The following is a 14,379-nucleotide window of genomic DNA, read 5'->3' as shown; positions in this document are numbered from 1 at the left end:
GCGTGACGACGCCTTGCATGCCGCTGAAGGCTTGCAGCCGAAAACTGAATGGTCAGGTCCGCCGCGCTCGTTTAGGCTTCCGTCCGCACATGGAGGCGACCGCTGAGATGGCGACCTATCGGCTGCACTATTTCCCGGAATCCGGCAACAGCTACAAGCTGGCGCTCATGCTCACGCTTTGCGGCCAAAGCTTCGAACCGGTGTGGACCGATTTCGGTGGCGGCGTCACCCTCACGCCGGAGTGGCGCGGGAGCGTCAATCCCATGGGCGAGATTCCGGTGCTGGAGGAGGATGGTGTCCGCCTGACCCAGACCGCGCCGATTCTGCTACGGCTCGCCGAGCGCTATGGACAGTTCGGCGCGACCGACGAGCGCGAGCGGTTCGAGATCCTGCGCTGGCTGTTCTGGGACAATCACAAGCTATCGGGCTACATGGCGAGCTACCGCTATCGCCGTGCCTTCACACCGTCGCCGAACGAGGGCGTGCAGAAATTCTTCCGCAAGCGCATCGATGATTTCCTCTCGATTGTCGCGAGCGAAGTGGCGCAGCGGCCGTTCATCATCGGCGAGCGGCCGACGGTGGCCGACATCTCGATGTGCGGCTACCTCATGTTTCCGGTGGAGGAGAGCGGCTACGATCTCGCCGCAAACTTTCCTGATGTTCACGCTTGGCTGCGGCGCATCGCCGCGCTGCCCGGCTGGAAGGCGCCATATGACCTGCTGCCAGGGAAGCGGCTGGCGCGGTACTTCTGACGCTCCCGCGAGAATCATCGTGGAAGCATCGCGAAACGCTGTGAGACCATCGTCAGTCAGCGGTCGCGGAGCCGTGATCGCCAGCCATTAGTTCTTTGTCAGCACGCGTCTGCCGGGGAATAAAACCGTCTTGCGCACCGTCTCGGAAGCGAGAGCAACAAACAACGCGCTTTCGGGAGCGGAGGAGCGCGCATCGAGAACGATAGTTCGTATCATTCGCATGGTCGTGATGCACGGTGATTGGGCGTCTGCCGGCGTGCTTCCTACATCGGCATCACCGACAAGAATTTCCGCTGGAAACGTCTCCGATCAGAGCAGCAGACGAACGCGTTTCTCCGCACGTAAGAGAGACGGAGGACAACCATGACTATTTGGAAGGTATTTGCAGTGACGCTTGCGCTGTCGGCAGTTGCTGGCGCTGCGCCGGCATCGGCCCAGGGCTGGTTCTGGGGCGAGCAGGAGCCGTCTGCATTTCAGGCCATGTACCCCAATCGCGACGTGCTCAATGGCGGGGCGCTGACGCCCGCGGGCCGCATGGGCCTGGAGCGCGCCGGCGGCGCGGCGCCGGTTTATCCGTATGCTACTCCGGTGCCGGGCCGGGTCTATGTGCATCATCAGCGGCCGTATCGCCGCTGATGATGGCGGCCTGATGTTGCAGGAACCGTTGGCGTGCTATGATCTTTTCCAGCAGCTGGAGGTTGAATTCATGACGAGGACCGTTGCGAAGACACTTGCCGCATCGCTGGTGCTGTCCATGGCGGCCATGTCCGCCGGATCGGCACAGTCGTTCTCGGAGCCTGCCGCCTTTCAGGCGATGCACCCCGATCGCGACGTGCTCAATGGCGGCGCGCTGACGCCCGAGGCCCTGATGCGGCGGGCGCACCAGATGGCGCCCTTGGATGCCACGGCCGGGCCGACGCCGGTGGTTCCTCGCAGGCCGTATCGTCGCCGGCATTGACGCGCGCGATGTGGCGATGACGTCGATCACACCACGATCGAGAGCCGCTTCGCGGCGCGGGTGATGCCGGTATAGAGCCAACGGGCGCGGCTCTCGCCGAAAGCAAAGCTCTCGTCGAACAGCACGACGTCGTCCCATTGCGAGCCCTGCGACTTGTGCACGGTCAGCACATAGCCGTAGTCGAACTCATCATAGGGCTTGCGCTGTTCCCAGGGAATGTCCTCGATGCCGCCGGCGAAGCACTCGCCGCGGACCGAGACCTTGGTCACCTTGCGACCGAGATCCTCGTCCGGCGCGAGCCGCATGCCGATGATCTTCGATTTCGAAGCGGTGCGCGATTTCACCCGCCACAGCCCGCCATTGAATAGGCCCTTCTTGCGATTGTTACGCAGGCAGACCAGCTTGTCGCCGGCGACCGGCAATGTGTCCTCGATGTCGAGGCGCTGCCGCACCCGCATGTTGTAGGCGCGGCGGGTGTTGTTGCGCCCGACCAGGACCTGATCGGCGCCCATCACGCGGGTGGGGTCGAGCTCGTGGCGCTCCACCACTTCGCTCTCGCCGTAGCGGCCGACATCGAGCGTGTTGCCTTCGCGGACATCCATCGACATCCGCACGATCGGATCGTCCTGCGCCTGGCGATGCACCTCGGTCAGCATCGCATCCGGCTCCGACTCCGTGAAGAAGCCGCCGCCCTTGATCGGCGGCAACTGCGCGGGATCGCCGAGCACGAGCAGGGGGCAATCGAAGGAGAGCAAGTCGCGGCCGAGATCGGCATCCACCATCGAGCATTCGTCGATGATGATCAGCTTGGCCTTGGAGGCCGGCGCATCGTCCCACAACTCGAAATTCGGCTGCTCCTCGCCGCTCTCCTGCGCCCGGTAGATCAGCGAATGGATGGTGGAGGCGTTGTCGCAGCCCTTGTTGCGCATGACGAGCGCGGCCTTGCCGGTGAAGGCGGCGAACTTGACCTCGCCGTCGACGCCTTCGGCGATGTGACGGGCCAGCGTGGTCTTGCCGGTTCCGGCATAGCCGAACAGGCGAAATACCGGCGGCGTGCCGTTGCGGCCGGGCTTGGCCTTCAGCCAGTCGCCGACGGCTTTCAGTGCGGAATCCTGGTGCGGGGTGAAGGTGGGCATTGCTCAACGGGTGAAGCCGCGGGGGCGACTCGGGACCCGGTGAACCTAAGGGCTGTTTCTGGGAGATCAAGCGGGTTCGGGCAGAGACGATCCTGACGTGTCGAGGTCGGGAGCTGCGCTCTCGCAACGCGGGCGGTGCGCTCCCTCCCCCCTTGCGGAGGAGGGTCGGGGAGGGGGGCTCAGCAAAGACTGCCCGTGTGGACCCCCACCCCCAACCCCTCCCCGCAAGGGGGAGGGGAGACCACCGAGCTCTTGGCTAGGGCTTACGACATATCGACGCGTAAGGACTACACGGTCTTCTACTGCCACCCCGGCACGCCGCGCATGTCGGGCAGGTGGTGCGCGATGCCCTTGTGGCAGTCGATGCAGGTCTTTTCGCCGGTGAACAGGAAACGCTGATGTGCCACCGCCGCGCGCGGCGATTGCTTGGTGATGTCCATCGATTGCGCGCTGTGGCAGTTGCGGCATTCGAGCGAATCATTGGCCTTGAAGCGCGCCCATTCATGGGCGGCGAGTTCGATCCTGCGATCGGTGAACTTCTCGCGGGTGTCGATCGAGCCGAACAGATGGCCCCAGACTTCCTTCGATGCCTGCATCTTGCGTGCGATCTTGTCGGTCCAATTGTGCGGCACGTGGCAATCCGGGCAGCTCGCGCGCACGCCGGAGCGGTTCGAGAAGTGGATCGTCGATTTCAGCTCGGCGAACACGTTGTCGCGCATCTCGTGGCAGCCGGTGCAGAATTTCTCGGTGTTGGTCAGCTCCAACGCGGTGTTGAAGCCGCCCCAGAAAACGACGCCGGCGACGAAGCCGGCGAGCACCAGCGCGCCGAGCGCGAACACCGAGCTCGGCTTGAGCAGCACATCGATCAGGTCGAGGACGAAGGTCCAGGCGCGCTCGAGCAATCCGCGGCGCTTGGCCGGCGCGCCGCCTTCGGTTTCGCGGGTACTCATCGGCGGCCACCGGGACGTTCGCGGCTCAGCATCGTGTCGATATCAACGAAGTCGTTGCTGACCGGCGGCGTCGCAACGCTCTGCGGCACGTGGCATTCGGTGCAGAAGAAGCGGCGCGGCGACACCGAGGCCAGGAACTGGCCGTCGCGGTCCATGAAATGCGTCACCGAAATCATCGGCGCCTGCGACTCCGCGGTACGGGCGCGGGCATGACAGGACAGGCATTTGTTGCCCTGCATGTCGACCTGATAGCCTTCGATCGAATGCGGGATCACCGGTGGCTGCTCCGGATAGTTGCGCACCTCCTTCTCGGCGGTGTTCTTCATCGCCGTCATCGGCGGCGCCGGGCCTTCCTCGTTGAGCGGCGCCGGCCCGCGCAGAGAGGACGACACGCTTTGCGCCAGCAGCGCGCTTGATCCGGCCGCGAGGGTCGCGGCGAGCAGCATCATCGTGAGTTTCTTGAACATGGCGCTTACACCCGCTCGATGCGCACGGCGCATTTCTTGAAATCGGCCTGCAGCGAGATCGGATCGGTGGCGTCGAGCGTCACCTTGTTGATCAGCTTGGATTCGTCGAACCAGGGCACGAAGACGAGCCCGCGCGGTGGCTTGTCGCGGCCGCGCGTCTCGATCCGGGCGCGGATGAAGCCGCGGCGGGACGCCACCTTCACCTCGTCGCCGCGCCGCAGGTTCGCGTCCTGCGCATCGTCAGGGTGCATGAAGCAGACCGCTTCGGGGAAAGCCTTGTAGAGCTCGGGCACCCGGCGCGTCATGGTGCCGGAATGCCAGTGCTCGATGACGCGGCCGGTCGAGAGCCAGAACGGATAATCCTTGTCGGGCGATTCCGCCGGCGGCTCGTAGGGAAGGGCGAAGATGCGGGCCTTGCCGTCGGGAAAGCCATAGAACTGAATGCCCGCGCCTTGCTTCACGTAAGGATCGCTGCCCTCGCGGAAGCGCCAGCGCGTCTCCTGGCCGTTGACCACCGGCCAGCGCAGGCCGCGCTCGCGGTGATAGGATTCGAACGGCGCGAGGTCATGGCCGTGGCCGCGGCCGAACGAGGCATATTCTTCGAACAGCCCCTTCTGGACGTAGAAGCCGAACGCCCTGGATTCGTCGTTGGCGTAGCCGGCCTCGATCTCACTGACCGGAAACTGGTCGACTTGGCCGTTGCGATAGAGCACGTCGAACAGCGTCTTGCCGCGAACCTCCGGCATCTTGACGATCAGCTCCTCCGGCCAGACCTCCTCGACCTTGAAGCGCTTGGAGAACTCCATCAGCTGCCAGAGGTCGGAGCGCGCCTCGCCGGGCGCTGTCACGAGCTGATGCCAGAATTGGGTGCGCCGCTCGGCATTGCCGTAAGCGCCTTCCTTCTCCACCCACATGGCGGTCGGCAGAACGAGATCGGCGGCGAGCGCGGTCACCGACGGATAGGCATCCGAGACCACGATGAAGTTGTCGGCGTTCCGGAAGCCGGGATAGGTCTCCTGGTTGGCGTTGGGGCCGGCCTGCAAATTGTTGTTGACCTGAACCCAATAGGCATTGAGCAGGCCGTCCTTCAGCATGCGGCTCTGCTGAACGGCGTGATAGCCGGGCTTGTCGGGAATGGTGCCTTCCGGCAGCTTCCAGATGTGCTCGGCCTTGGCGCGATGCTCCTTGTTGGTCACCACCATGTCGGCCGGCAGGCGATGCGAGAAGGTGCCGACCTCGCGCGCGGTGCCGCAGGCCGAGGGCTGGCCGGTGAGCGAGAACGGGCTGTTGCCGGCTTCTGCGATCTTTCCGGTCAACAGGTGGATGTTGTAGACGAGGTTGTTGCACCAGACGCCGCGGGTGTGCTGGTTGAAGCCCATGGTCCAGAACGAGACCACCTTGGTCTTCGGATCGGCATAGAGCTCTGCCAACGCCTCGAGCCGGTTGAGCGGCACGCCGGACATCTCGGCGGCCTTCTCCAGCGTGTAGTCCGAGACGAATTTCACGTACTCATCGAAGCTGATGTCGGTCGCGTCATTGGCCTTGGTGCGCCCGGTCGCCTTCTGCTCCAGCGGATGCTCCGGCCGCAGCCCGTAGCCGATGTCGGTCTGGCCGCGCCTAAACACGGTATGTGCGGAGACGAACTCCTTGTTGACGCGGCCGGTCTTGATGATGTGGTTGGCGATGGCGTTGAGGATGTAGAGATCGGTCTGCGGCTTGAACACCATGCCGATGTCGGCGAGATCGAAGGAGCGGTGCTCGAAGGTCGAGAGCACGGCGACCCGGACATGCGGCGCCGACAGCCTGCGGTCGGTCACCCGTGTCCACAGGATCGGATGCATCTCCGCCATGTTGGAGCCCCACAGCACGAAGGCGTCGGTGGCCTCGATATCGTCATAGCAGCCGGCCGGCTCGTCGATGCCGAAGGTGCGCATCATGCCAGCGACCGCGGAGGCCATGCAGTGGCGCGCATTGGGATCGATATTGTTGGAGCGGAAGCCGGCCTTGAACAGTTTCGAAGCGGCATAGCCCTCCCAGATCGTCCACTGGCCCGAGCCGAACATGCCGACGCCGGAAGGGCCGCGCTTTTTCAGCGCATCCTTGAACTTCACGGCCATGATGTCGAACGCTTCGTCCCACGACACCGGCGTGAACTCGCCGTTCTTGTCGTATCTGCCGTTGGTCTTACGCAGCATCGGCTGCGTCAGCCGGTCGTGGCCATACATGATCTTGGACAGGAAATAGCCCTTGACGCAGTTCAGCCCGCGGTTGACCTCGGCCTTGATGTCGCCGTGGGTGGCGACCACGCGATTGTCCTTGGTCGCGACCATCACGCTGCAGCCGGTGCCGCAGAAGCGGCAGGCCGCCTTGTCCCATTTCAGCGCGCTGGCTTCGCGCTCGGTGATGAGGTTTGCCGCCAGGCTCGACCTCGGCATGCCGGCTGCGGCCGCGGCAATCGCGGCGGCCTCGAGCTTCAGCATCTGGCGGCGATCGATCTTCATGTCGGTCATTGTGGTCTCTTGTGATTAGCCGGCGTCGATGGCGTGGAAGACGAGGCAGGCGGAATGGACATGGGGGAGCGAGGCGATCGTGTTCATGGTCGAACCGAGCGCGCCGGCGTTGGGGGCATCGACGACGACGATCAGCTTGCCCCTGATGTCGCGGCCGTGGATTTCGCAGCCAGGGAGCGCGAGGATGCCGGCTTCGACCGTGGTGAGCTGATCGGGACGGGCCTGCACGATGATCGAGGCGATCTCGCCTGAGGGCGGCGCGATCACGCGCTCGGTGGTCAGTGCGCGGCCGGTGATGAGCGCGCGGCGATTAATGGAAGATTGGAGGCGGGACACGGGGGAATCCTGATGGTCGAGGAGAGCGGTTCAGTGCGAGGCAGGCGGTCCCGGCGGCCCGGCGAGCATCTGGTAGCACCACACCGCAAGCCCATAGGAGCCGACGCTCGCCACTGCGAGCGCGGGCATCAGCACAGCCGTTAGAAACAGGAAGGCGAAAATTTCCATGCGTCTGCGACGCGCATGCGCGTTCGCATCGCTGCCCACGGGCGACATGAGAGAATTCTCTTCTGAGGAGGGGGGATTGGCGGCATCCGGGCCGCGGCCTGTTTGTACGCTAATCAACGGCCGTGTTGCCGACGTTGACCTGGATCAATCGACACAGGACCGCATCGAAGGTTGCGCAGAGATGAGGACGGAGGCGATGCAGCCGATCGCCAATACGGTTGATGAACCGTGAAGGACCGTGAGTGCGCGTTCGGCCGCTAGAAATTCTCCCTGCATCGGCTTTGCTTGTTGAAACAAACATCGCGCCGGGAGCCTGCCGACAGGACTGATATCGCTATTTTTTCCGGGTGCTCGACAGCCATTTCGGCAATCCCCATCATCTTTCGCATCGCATCAACGCGGATGCGGGTGTGGGGATCTGGAGATGGCAATGAAACGGCGGGACTTCTTGAAACTATCGCTCGGCGCGGCGGCGATCGCAGCCTTGGCTGCGCCGGCCTTCGCCGAGGACAGGCCGAAGGAGATCCGCATCGGCACGCAGAAGGGCGGCTTCTTCCCGGCCGTGAAGGCGCGCCATACGCTGGAGGACGCATTCAAGGCCGATGGCATCGACATCGTCTGGGTGGATTTCCAATTCGGTCCGCCGTTGCTGGAGGCCATCAACGTCGGCAGCGTGGATTTCGGCTATGTCGGCGACGCGCCGCCGATCTTCGCGCAGGCCGCGGGCGCCAAGGTCCGTTATGCCGCGGCTGTCAAGCAGAATGGCAGCAGCCAGGCCATCATCGTCCCGAAGGATTCGCCGATCAGGACGCTCGCGGACCTGAAGGGCAAGCGCGTCGCTTTCGGCAGGGGCTCCAGCGCGCATAATCTTCTGGTTGCCGCGTTGGAGAAAGCCGGCCTGTCCTGGAGCGACATCATTCCGGCGCCGCTTGCGCCGGCCGATGCGACGGCAGCTTTCGTCAAAGGCTCGGTCGATGCCTGGTCGATCTGGGATCCCTATCTCGCGCTGGCCGAACTGAAGGAGAATGCGCGGGCCATCGTCTTCGACAAGGACGTGCACAAGCCGAATTCGTTCTACATCGTCGGCAGCGACTTCGTGGAGAAGTATCCGGGCCTGGTCGCCAAGCTGAACGCGGCCTTCGCCGCCGAAGGCGTATGGGCAAACAGCCATCACGAGGAGGTCGCAAAAGCGCAGGCCGAGGCGACCGGCGTCGATCTCGCCGCGGTGAGGCGCTTCGTCGATCGCTCGATCTACAGCGTCGTTCCGCTCGATGACGACATCATCAAGAGCCAGCAGGCGGTCGCCGATCGCTTCGCGCGGGTCGGTCTCATTCCAAAGCCCGTCAACGTCGCCGACATCGTCTGGAAGTGGACGCCGTCCACCTGAACCCGCGACATCAGCGGCAGCCATGCCGCAGCCACATCAACGATGAGAGCAACGTATGAGTAACGTTTCCAACGCCAATATTCTCTGGTTCCTGCCCACCCACGGCGATGGCCGCTATCTCGGCACGTCGGAAGGCGGGCGTGAGGTCAATTTCAACTATTTGCGCCAGATCGCACAAGCCGCCGATCAGCTCGGCTATTATGGCGTGCTGATCCCGACAGGGCGCAGCTGCGAGGATTCTTGGATCGTGGCCTCGGCGGTGGCGCCGTTCACCGAGCGGCTGCGCTACTTGGTCGCGGTGCGCCCCGGCCTGCAATCGCCGAGCGTGGCGGCGCGCATGACCGCGACGCTGGACCGCGTCACCAACGGGCGGCTGCTCGTCAACGTCGTCACCGGCGGCGACCCGATCGAGAACAAGGGCGACGGCATCTATCTCAGCCATGCCGAGCGCTATGAGGTGACGCGCGAATTCCTCACCGTCTACAACGATCTGCTCGAAGGCAAGGCGGTGAATTTCTCCGGCAAGCACATCCGGATCGAGGATGGCCGGCTGCTGTTTGCGCCGGTGCAGGCGCCGCGGCCGCCCTTGTTCTTCGGCGGTTCGTCGGATGCCGGGATCGACGTCGCGGTCGATACCGTCGACAAATATCTCACTTGGGGCGAGCCGCCGGCCCAGGTCGCCGAGAAGATCGCGAAGGTGCGGGCCGTTGCCGATGCGCGCGGCCGCAAATTGTCGTTCGGCATTCGCTTGCACGTGATCGTGCGCGAGACCAATGCCGAAGCCTGGGCCGCGGCCGACGACCTGATCAGATACGTCACCGATGATACGATCGCGTCCGCGCAGAAGATCTTCGCGCGGATGGATTCGGTCGGACAGCAGCGGATGCTGCAGCTGCATGGCGGCCGCCGCGACAAGCTCGAGATCAGCCCGAATCTGTGGGCCGGCGTCGGCCTCGTGCGCGGCGGCGCCGGCACCGCGCTGGTCGGCGATCCCGACACGGTCGCTGCGCGCATCCGCGAGTATCAAGATCTCGGCATCGACACTTTCATCCTGTCCGGCTACCCTCATCTGGAAGAAGCCTATCGTTTCGCCGAACTGGTGTTTCCGCGGCTTGCCTTGGATCGGCCAAGCAATATCTCCAGGCTGCGGGCGAACACCGGCCCGTTCGGCGAGACCATCGCCAACGAGCAGTTGCCGCTGCGGAGGGCCTCGCAATCATGAGCCTGATCGACAGTCTTCCCCGGGCGCGCAAGCTTACTCTGCCGCGCGCCGACGGGTTGATCCCCTGGCTCGTGCCGCTCGCCATCATCCTGATCTGGCAAGCCGCCTGCGTCGCCGGCCTGGTGCCGGTGCGGGTGTTGCCGGCCCCGAGCGATGTGGCCCGCGCCGGCTGGAAGCTGCTCCTTTCCGGCGAGCTGGCGCAGAACATCTGGGTCAGTTTCTGGCGTGCCAGCATCGGCTTCGTGATCGGCGGCGGCATCGGCTTCGCCTTCGGCCTCGCCAACGGATTGTCGCAGCTCTCGGCCAAGCTCACCGACACCACCTTGCAGATGGTGCGCAACGTGCCGCATCTGGCGCTGATTCCGCTGGTGATCTTGTGGTTCGGCATCGACGAGAGCGCCAAGCTGTTCCTGGTCGCGCTCGGCGTGTTCTTTCCGGTCTATCTGAACACGCTGCACGGCATCCGCACCGTCGATCCGCAGCTGATCGAGATGGGCCGCGTCTATGGCATGAGCGACGGCGAATTGTTCCGCCGGGTGATCTTCCCGGGCGCGCTGCCGTCGATCTTCGTCGGTCTGCGCTTCGCGCTCGGCATCATGTGGCTGACCTTGATCGTCGCCGAGACCATCGCCGCATCGTCCGGGCTCGGCTACATGGCGATGCAGGCACGCGAGTTCATGCAGATCGACGTCGTCGTGTTGTCGATCCTGATCTACGCCCTGCTGGGCAAGCTCGCCGACAGCGCCGCGCGCGTGCTGGAGCGGCTGACGCTGGCCTGGCATCCGGCATTCAGCAAAGCTTGAGGTTTCCATGCAGCAACTTCTTCGCGTTCCGCTCTCCGGCACCGAGGCGATCGATCAGTCGGACTTCCTGCCGCAGGCGGAAGCCTTGCGGGACACGGCGGATGTGCGCGGCCTGCCGCTCACCATCCGCGACCTGCGCAAATCCTTCGGCGACCATGAGGTGCTGCGCGGCATCGACCTGCACATTCCCGCAGGCCAGTTCGTCGCCATCGTCGGCCGTTCGGGCTGCGGCAAGAGCACGCTGTTGCGTTTGATCGCAGGGCTCGACAAGCCGACGGCCGGCGCGATCAGCTTCGGTGCGGCCGCGCGGCCGGAGGACGTCCGGGTGATGTTCCAGGAGCCGCGTCTGCTGCCGTGGGCGCGGGTGCTGTCCAATGTCGAGGTCGGCCTGGGGCGCGACCGCAAGGCGCAAGGCGCACGCCAGCGCGCCGAGCATGCGCTGGCCGAGGTCGGACTGGCCGACAAGCGCGATCAATGGCCGTCCATCCTGTCCGGCGGCCAGAAGCAGCGCGTGGCCTTGGCGCGCGCGCTGGTCAGCGGACCGCGGCTGCTGGCCTTCGACGAGCCGCTCGGTGCGCTCGATGCCTTGACCCGGATCGCGATGCAGCGGCTGCTCGAGCGGGTCTGGGCGGATCAGGCGTTCACGGCTATTCTCGTGACCCACGATGTCTCCGAGGCGGTCGCCCTGGCGGATCGGGTGCTGGTGATCGAAGATGGCCGCATTGCGGAGGACATCAAGGTCGGATTTGCGCGGCCGCGCGAGCGCGGCTCCGCGGAGCTCGCGGCACTCGAAGGCGCTATCCTGCGCGAGCTGCTCGGGCCGGGCTTGACGGAATAGGGGTACCTCATGAACTCGATCGTACGCATCAAGCCCGAGGCGGATGCGGATTTCCGTGCCGCGATGCGCCACCTCGTCGGCGGCGTCAGCGTCATCACGGTCGGGCGCGGCAGCGAAATCACCGGCATGACGGTGACGTCGGTGTCCTCGCTTGCGGTCGATCCGCCGTCCCTGATCGTCAGCGTCAACCGTGGCGCTTCGTCCTGGCCGCTGTTGCAGAGCGAGCGCGCCTTCGGAGTCAACATCCTGGCGGCCGATCAGCTCGAGATCGCCGAGCGCTTCGCCGGCAAGGGCGGCTTCAAGGGAGCCGAGCGCTTTGCGGGTGCCGACTGGCGCCGGCGGGTGACGGGCGTGCCGCTGCTGGTTGGCGCTCTGGCGGCGGTCGACTGCGAAGTCGAGGACCTGATCGAGCGGCACTCGCATGCGATCGTGATCGGCCGCGTCGTGCATCTCGATGTCGCCCCGCCGGCCGCCGCGCTGGCCTATTGGCAGGGCAGCTATGTCGCGATCGATCGCGACGAGGACATGGCGCGCCTTGCCGCGCTCAGCGTGCCCAATCCGCCGTCGCGGCTGAAGGGTTAGGCTGCGCGGGAACTCCCCCATCGCATCGGGGTGGCATTCGCTGCGAAGACGACTTAGAACCGCTTCATTCTCCTATCGGCGGAGCCAATGAAGCGCATCGGCAAGCGTATCGGCACTTGGGTCTTGTATGTCGTCGGCACGGCCGCGATCCTTTATCTCGCGCTGTACGCCTATGCCGTCTTCACCAGACGCGAGTTCACGCCCGGCGACCCCATCCACATCTTCCGCAGTCCGGACGCGCCGAGCTATTCGTGAATGGCTGCGCCGTCATGATTATCGTCATGGCGCGGAGCGTCAGTTCCGAAGCAATCCAGACTTTTCCGTGCTTGCGGATTGCGTCGCGGCGCCTGTCATCCGGCCGCGCTTTGCGCGGACCGGGAGGCTCGCAATGAACGGCAGGGCTGAAGCAGTCTGATCGCGGAAAGATGCCCCGATTGGGGGCATCGTTTCGCGATGTCTGGAATGGCGTCGTCGAATTTAGCCGATCGTGGTCGGCATCCGCGCCTCGCCCGCGCCCGGCGGCGGGATCGGGATGCCGCCATCGGCATATTCGTTGAGCTTGTTGCGCAGCGTCCGGATCGAGATGCCGAGGATGTTCGCGGCGTGGGTGCGGTTGCCGAGGCAGTGCTTCAAGGTCTCCAGGATCAGGTCGCGCTCGACATCGGCTACGGTGCGGCCGACCAGCGCCCGCGTCACCTGTTCGGCGGCCATGGTGGCGTGCGCCACCGCGGGCTGGGTCTTGACGATATCGAGACGGCTGCCATCGGGGGTCAGGATCGCCTCGGGCCCGATCTCGTCGCCAACCGCCATCAGCACCGCGCGATGCATGGTGTTTTCGAGCTCGCGCACGTTGCCCGGCCAACGATTGCTGCTCAGCACGCGCTTGGCCTCGGCCGAAATGGGGCGAAGCGGCACGCCATTGGCGTCGGAATATTTGCGGGCGAAGTGATGGGCGAGTTCGAGGATGTCGGCCGGCCGCTCGCGCAGCGGCGGGATTTTCAGGTTCACGACATTGAGTCGGAACAGCAGGTCCTCGCGGAAGGTGCCCTCGCGCACGGCGTCGGCAAGGTTGCGGTTCGAGGTCGCGATGATCCGGATGTCGACCGGGACCGGCCGCGTGCCGCCGACGCGGTCGATCACGCGTTCCTGGATGGCGCGGAGCAGCTTCGACTGCAGCCGCACGTCCATCTCGGAGATTTCGTCGAGCAGCAGCGTGCCGCCGGAGGCTTCCTCGAACTTGCCGATCCGGCGCGCGATCGCGCCGGTGAAGGCGCCCTTCTCATGGCCGAACAGTTCGGACTCCAGGAGATGCTCGGGGATCGCCGCGCAGTTGATGGAGATGAAGGGACGTTTGGCGCGGGCGGAGCGGCTGTGGACATAGCGTGCCAGCACTTCCTTGCCGGTCCCCGACTCGCCGGTGATCATCACCGAGGCATCCGAGCCCGCGATCTGCTGGGCCAGCCTGATCACCCTGGCCATCGCGTCGTCGCGATAGACGAGGTCGCGGGAATCGTTGGCGACCGCAGCCAGCACCGCTGCGATCAGCTCCGGGTCCGGCGGCAGCGGGATATATTCCTTGGCGCCGGCATGGATCGCGGCGACCGCGGCGCGGGCGTCGCTGGTGATGCCGCAGGCGACGATCGGCACATGGATGTGCTCGGCATCGAGCCGCATCACGAGGTCGCGGATATCGAGGCCGACGTCGACCAGCAACAGGTCCGCGCCCTTGCCGCCGCGCAGGACGCGCATCGCCTGCTCGTTGTCCTCGGCGTGGGTGACGGTCGCGCCATTGTCCATGGCGATCTTGGTGGCGGCGGTCAGCTGGCCCTTCAGCGTTCCGACGATGAGAAGCCGCATGTCGATCTCCTATTTGTCATTCCGCGCAGCACTGCAGCAGGCGCGCAGGGATCATCCATCTCAGTTGCGATCGGATTTGATGATTTCTGTCATCGTCACGCCGAGCTTGTCTTCCACCAGCACCACCTCGCCGCGTGCCACGAGACGGTTGTTGACGTAGATGTCGATAGCCTCGCCGACCTTGCGGTCGAGTTCGAGCACGGTGCCCGGCCCGAGCTTCAATAGCTCGCCGACGTCCATCTTGGAGCGGCCGAGCACGGCCGAGACCTGCACCGGCACGTCGAACACGGCTTCGAGGTCTGCGGCAACGCGGGCCGCCTGTTCATCCTCGGTATAGGTGACGTCGCCGAGCGGCGGCGCGTCGGCGCCATTCAGATCGGGAAGCGGGACCTGAGAATCGGTGTCGCTCATGA

At 65.0% G+C, this 14,379-nt stretch carries 17 protein-coding genes; 9 read left to right on the top strand and 8 right to left on the bottom strand.

All coding sequences use genetic code 11. The features are described 5' to 3' along the window. Nucleotides 1–107: 107 nt before the first annotated feature. The 3 genes from QX034_RS05490 to QX034_RS05480 all read left to right on the top strand — a co-directional run bounded on the left by QX034_RS05490 (nt 108) and on the right by QX034_RS05480 (nt 1,710). Nucleotides 108–752: a glutathione S-transferase family protein gene (locus QX034_RS05490; protein WP_315704975.1), complete on the top strand. Its 645-nt coding sequence runs from the start codon at nt 108–110 to the stop codon at nt 750–752. Between the two features lie 363 nt (nt 753–1,115). Continuing rightward, complete coding sequence (locus QX034_RS05485; RefSeq protein WP_315704835.1) at nt 1,116–1,388, top strand: hypothetical protein; 273 nt, start codon at nt 1,116–1,118, stop codon at nt 1,386–1,388. Further along, entirely contained in the window at nt 1,357–1,710 is a 354-nt protein-coding gene (locus QX034_RS05480; protein ID WP_315704834.1) for a hypothetical protein, read from the top strand. The genes QX034_RS05485 and QX034_RS05480 overlap by 32 nt, the downstream gene beginning before the upstream one ends. Nucleotides 1,711–1,736: 26 nt before the next feature. On the opposite strand, the gene QX034_RS05475 is transcribed toward QX034_RS05480, so the two are convergent. The 6 genes from QX034_RS05475 to napE form a co-directional block, all read right to left on the bottom strand. Beyond that, nucleotides 1,737–2,846 (bottom strand): ATP-dependent RecD-like DNA helicase, encoded by a 1,110-nt coding sequence (locus tag QX034_RS05475; RefSeq protein ID WP_315704833.1) that lies wholly within the window; start codon nt 2,844–2,846, stop codon nt 1,737–1,739. Nucleotides 2,847–3,145: 299 nt separating this feature from the next. Beyond that, entirely contained in the window at nt 3,146–3,796 is a 651-nt protein-coding gene (locus QX034_RS05470; protein ID WP_315727641.1) for a NapC/NirT family cytochrome c, read from the bottom strand. Beyond that, complete coding sequence (locus tag QX034_RS05465; RefSeq protein WP_409977591.1) at nt 3,793–4,245, bottom strand: nitrate reductase cytochrome c-type subunit; 453 nt, start codon at nt 4,243–4,245, stop codon at nt 3,793–3,795. Before QX034_RS05465 ends, QX034_RS05470 begins: the two co-directional genes overlap by 4 nt. 23 nt (nt 4,246–4,268) lie before the next feature. After that, a complete protein-coding gene (gene napA / locus QX034_RS05460; protein WP_315727644.1) occupies nt 4,269–6,773 on the bottom strand; it encodes a nitrate reductase catalytic subunit NapA in 2,505 nt (834 codons plus the stop codon). Nucleotides 6,774–6,788: 15 nt separating this feature from the next. Continuing rightward, a complete protein-coding gene (locus QX034_RS05455) occupies nt 6,789–7,109 on the bottom strand; it encodes a chaperone NapD (RefSeq protein ID WP_315704829.1) in 321 nt (106 codons plus the stop codon). Nucleotides 7,110–7,139: 30 nt separating this feature from the next. After that, a complete protein-coding gene (gene napE / locus QX034_RS05450; RefSeq protein WP_315704828.1) occupies nt 7,140–7,325 on the bottom strand; it encodes a periplasmic nitrate reductase, NapE protein in 186 nt (61 codons plus the stop codon). 382 nt (nt 7,326–7,707) lie between these two features. Between napE and QX034_RS05445 the strand changes: the two genes are divergently transcribed. From QX034_RS05445 to QX034_RS05420, 6 genes are all read left to right on the top strand, one after another. Further along, entirely contained in the window at nt 7,708–8,664 is a 957-nt protein-coding gene (locus QX034_RS05445; protein ID WP_315704827.1) for an aliphatic sulfonate ABC transporter substrate-binding protein, read from the top strand. Between the two features lie 55 nt (nt 8,665–8,719). After that, nucleotides 8,720–9,886 carry an FMNH2-dependent alkanesulfonate monooxygenase gene (ssuD, locus tag QX034_RS05440; protein WP_315704826.1) on the top strand — a complete coding sequence of 389 codons (1,167 nt, stop codon included), beginning with the start codon at nt 8,720–8,722 and terminating at the stop codon, nt 9,884–9,886. After that, nucleotides 9,883–10,689 (top strand): aliphatic sulfonate ABC transporter permease SsuC, encoded by an 807-nt coding sequence (gene ssuC, locus QX034_RS05435; RefSeq protein ID WP_315704825.1) that lies wholly within the window; start codon nt 9,883–9,885, stop codon nt 10,687–10,689. The genes ssuD and ssuC overlap by 4 nt, the downstream gene beginning before the upstream one ends. Before the next feature lie 7 nt (nt 10,690–10,696). Continuing rightward, nucleotides 10,697–11,527 (top strand): ATP-binding cassette domain-containing protein, encoded by an 831-nt coding sequence (locus tag QX034_RS05430; protein WP_315704824.1) that lies wholly within the window; start codon nt 10,697–10,699, stop codon nt 11,525–11,527. 9 nt (nt 11,528–11,536) lie between these two features. After that, nucleotides 11,537–12,109, top strand: coding sequence for a flavin reductase family protein (locus QX034_RS05425; protein ID WP_316185013.1), 573 nt, complete (start codon nt 11,537–11,539; stop codon nt 12,107–12,109). A gap of 87 nt (nt 12,110–12,196) precedes the next feature. Then, nucleotides 12,197–12,364, top strand: a complete 168-nt coding sequence (locus tag QX034_RS05420; protein ID WP_315704822.1) for a hypothetical protein — start codon at nt 12,197–12,199, stop codon at nt 12,362–12,364. A gap of 222 nt (nt 12,365–12,586) precedes the next feature. Here QX034_RS05420 and QX034_RS05415 read toward each other — a convergent pair whose 3' ends face one another. Together QX034_RS05415 and fliN are read right to left on the bottom strand one after the other, a co-directional pair. Continuing rightward, nucleotides 12,587–13,966: a sigma-54 dependent transcriptional regulator gene (locus tag QX034_RS05415; protein WP_315704821.1), complete on the bottom strand. Its 1,380-nt coding sequence runs from the start codon at nt 13,964–13,966 to the stop codon at nt 12,587–12,589. Nucleotides 13,967–14,026: 60 nt separating this feature from the next. Further along, the gene (gene fliN, locus QX034_RS05410) at nt 14,027–14,377 is read right to left on the bottom strand and encodes a flagellar motor switch protein FliN (RefSeq protein ID WP_315704820.1); all 351 of its coding nucleotides are present in this window, start codon (nt 14,375–14,377) and stop codon (nt 14,027–14,029) included. Nucleotides 14,378–14,379: the final 2 nt, after the last annotated feature.

Origin of the sequence: Bradyrhizobium sp. SZCCHNR3119 (assembly GCF_032487775.1) — a bacterium.
In the GTDB taxonomy this organism is placed as follows: domain Bacteria; phylum Pseudomonadota; class Alphaproteobacteria; order Rhizobiales; family Xanthobacteraceae; genus Bradyrhizobium.
The sequence above is the reverse complement of the archived record's forward strand: the minus strand, read 5'-3'. Positions and strand labels throughout refer to the sequence as shown.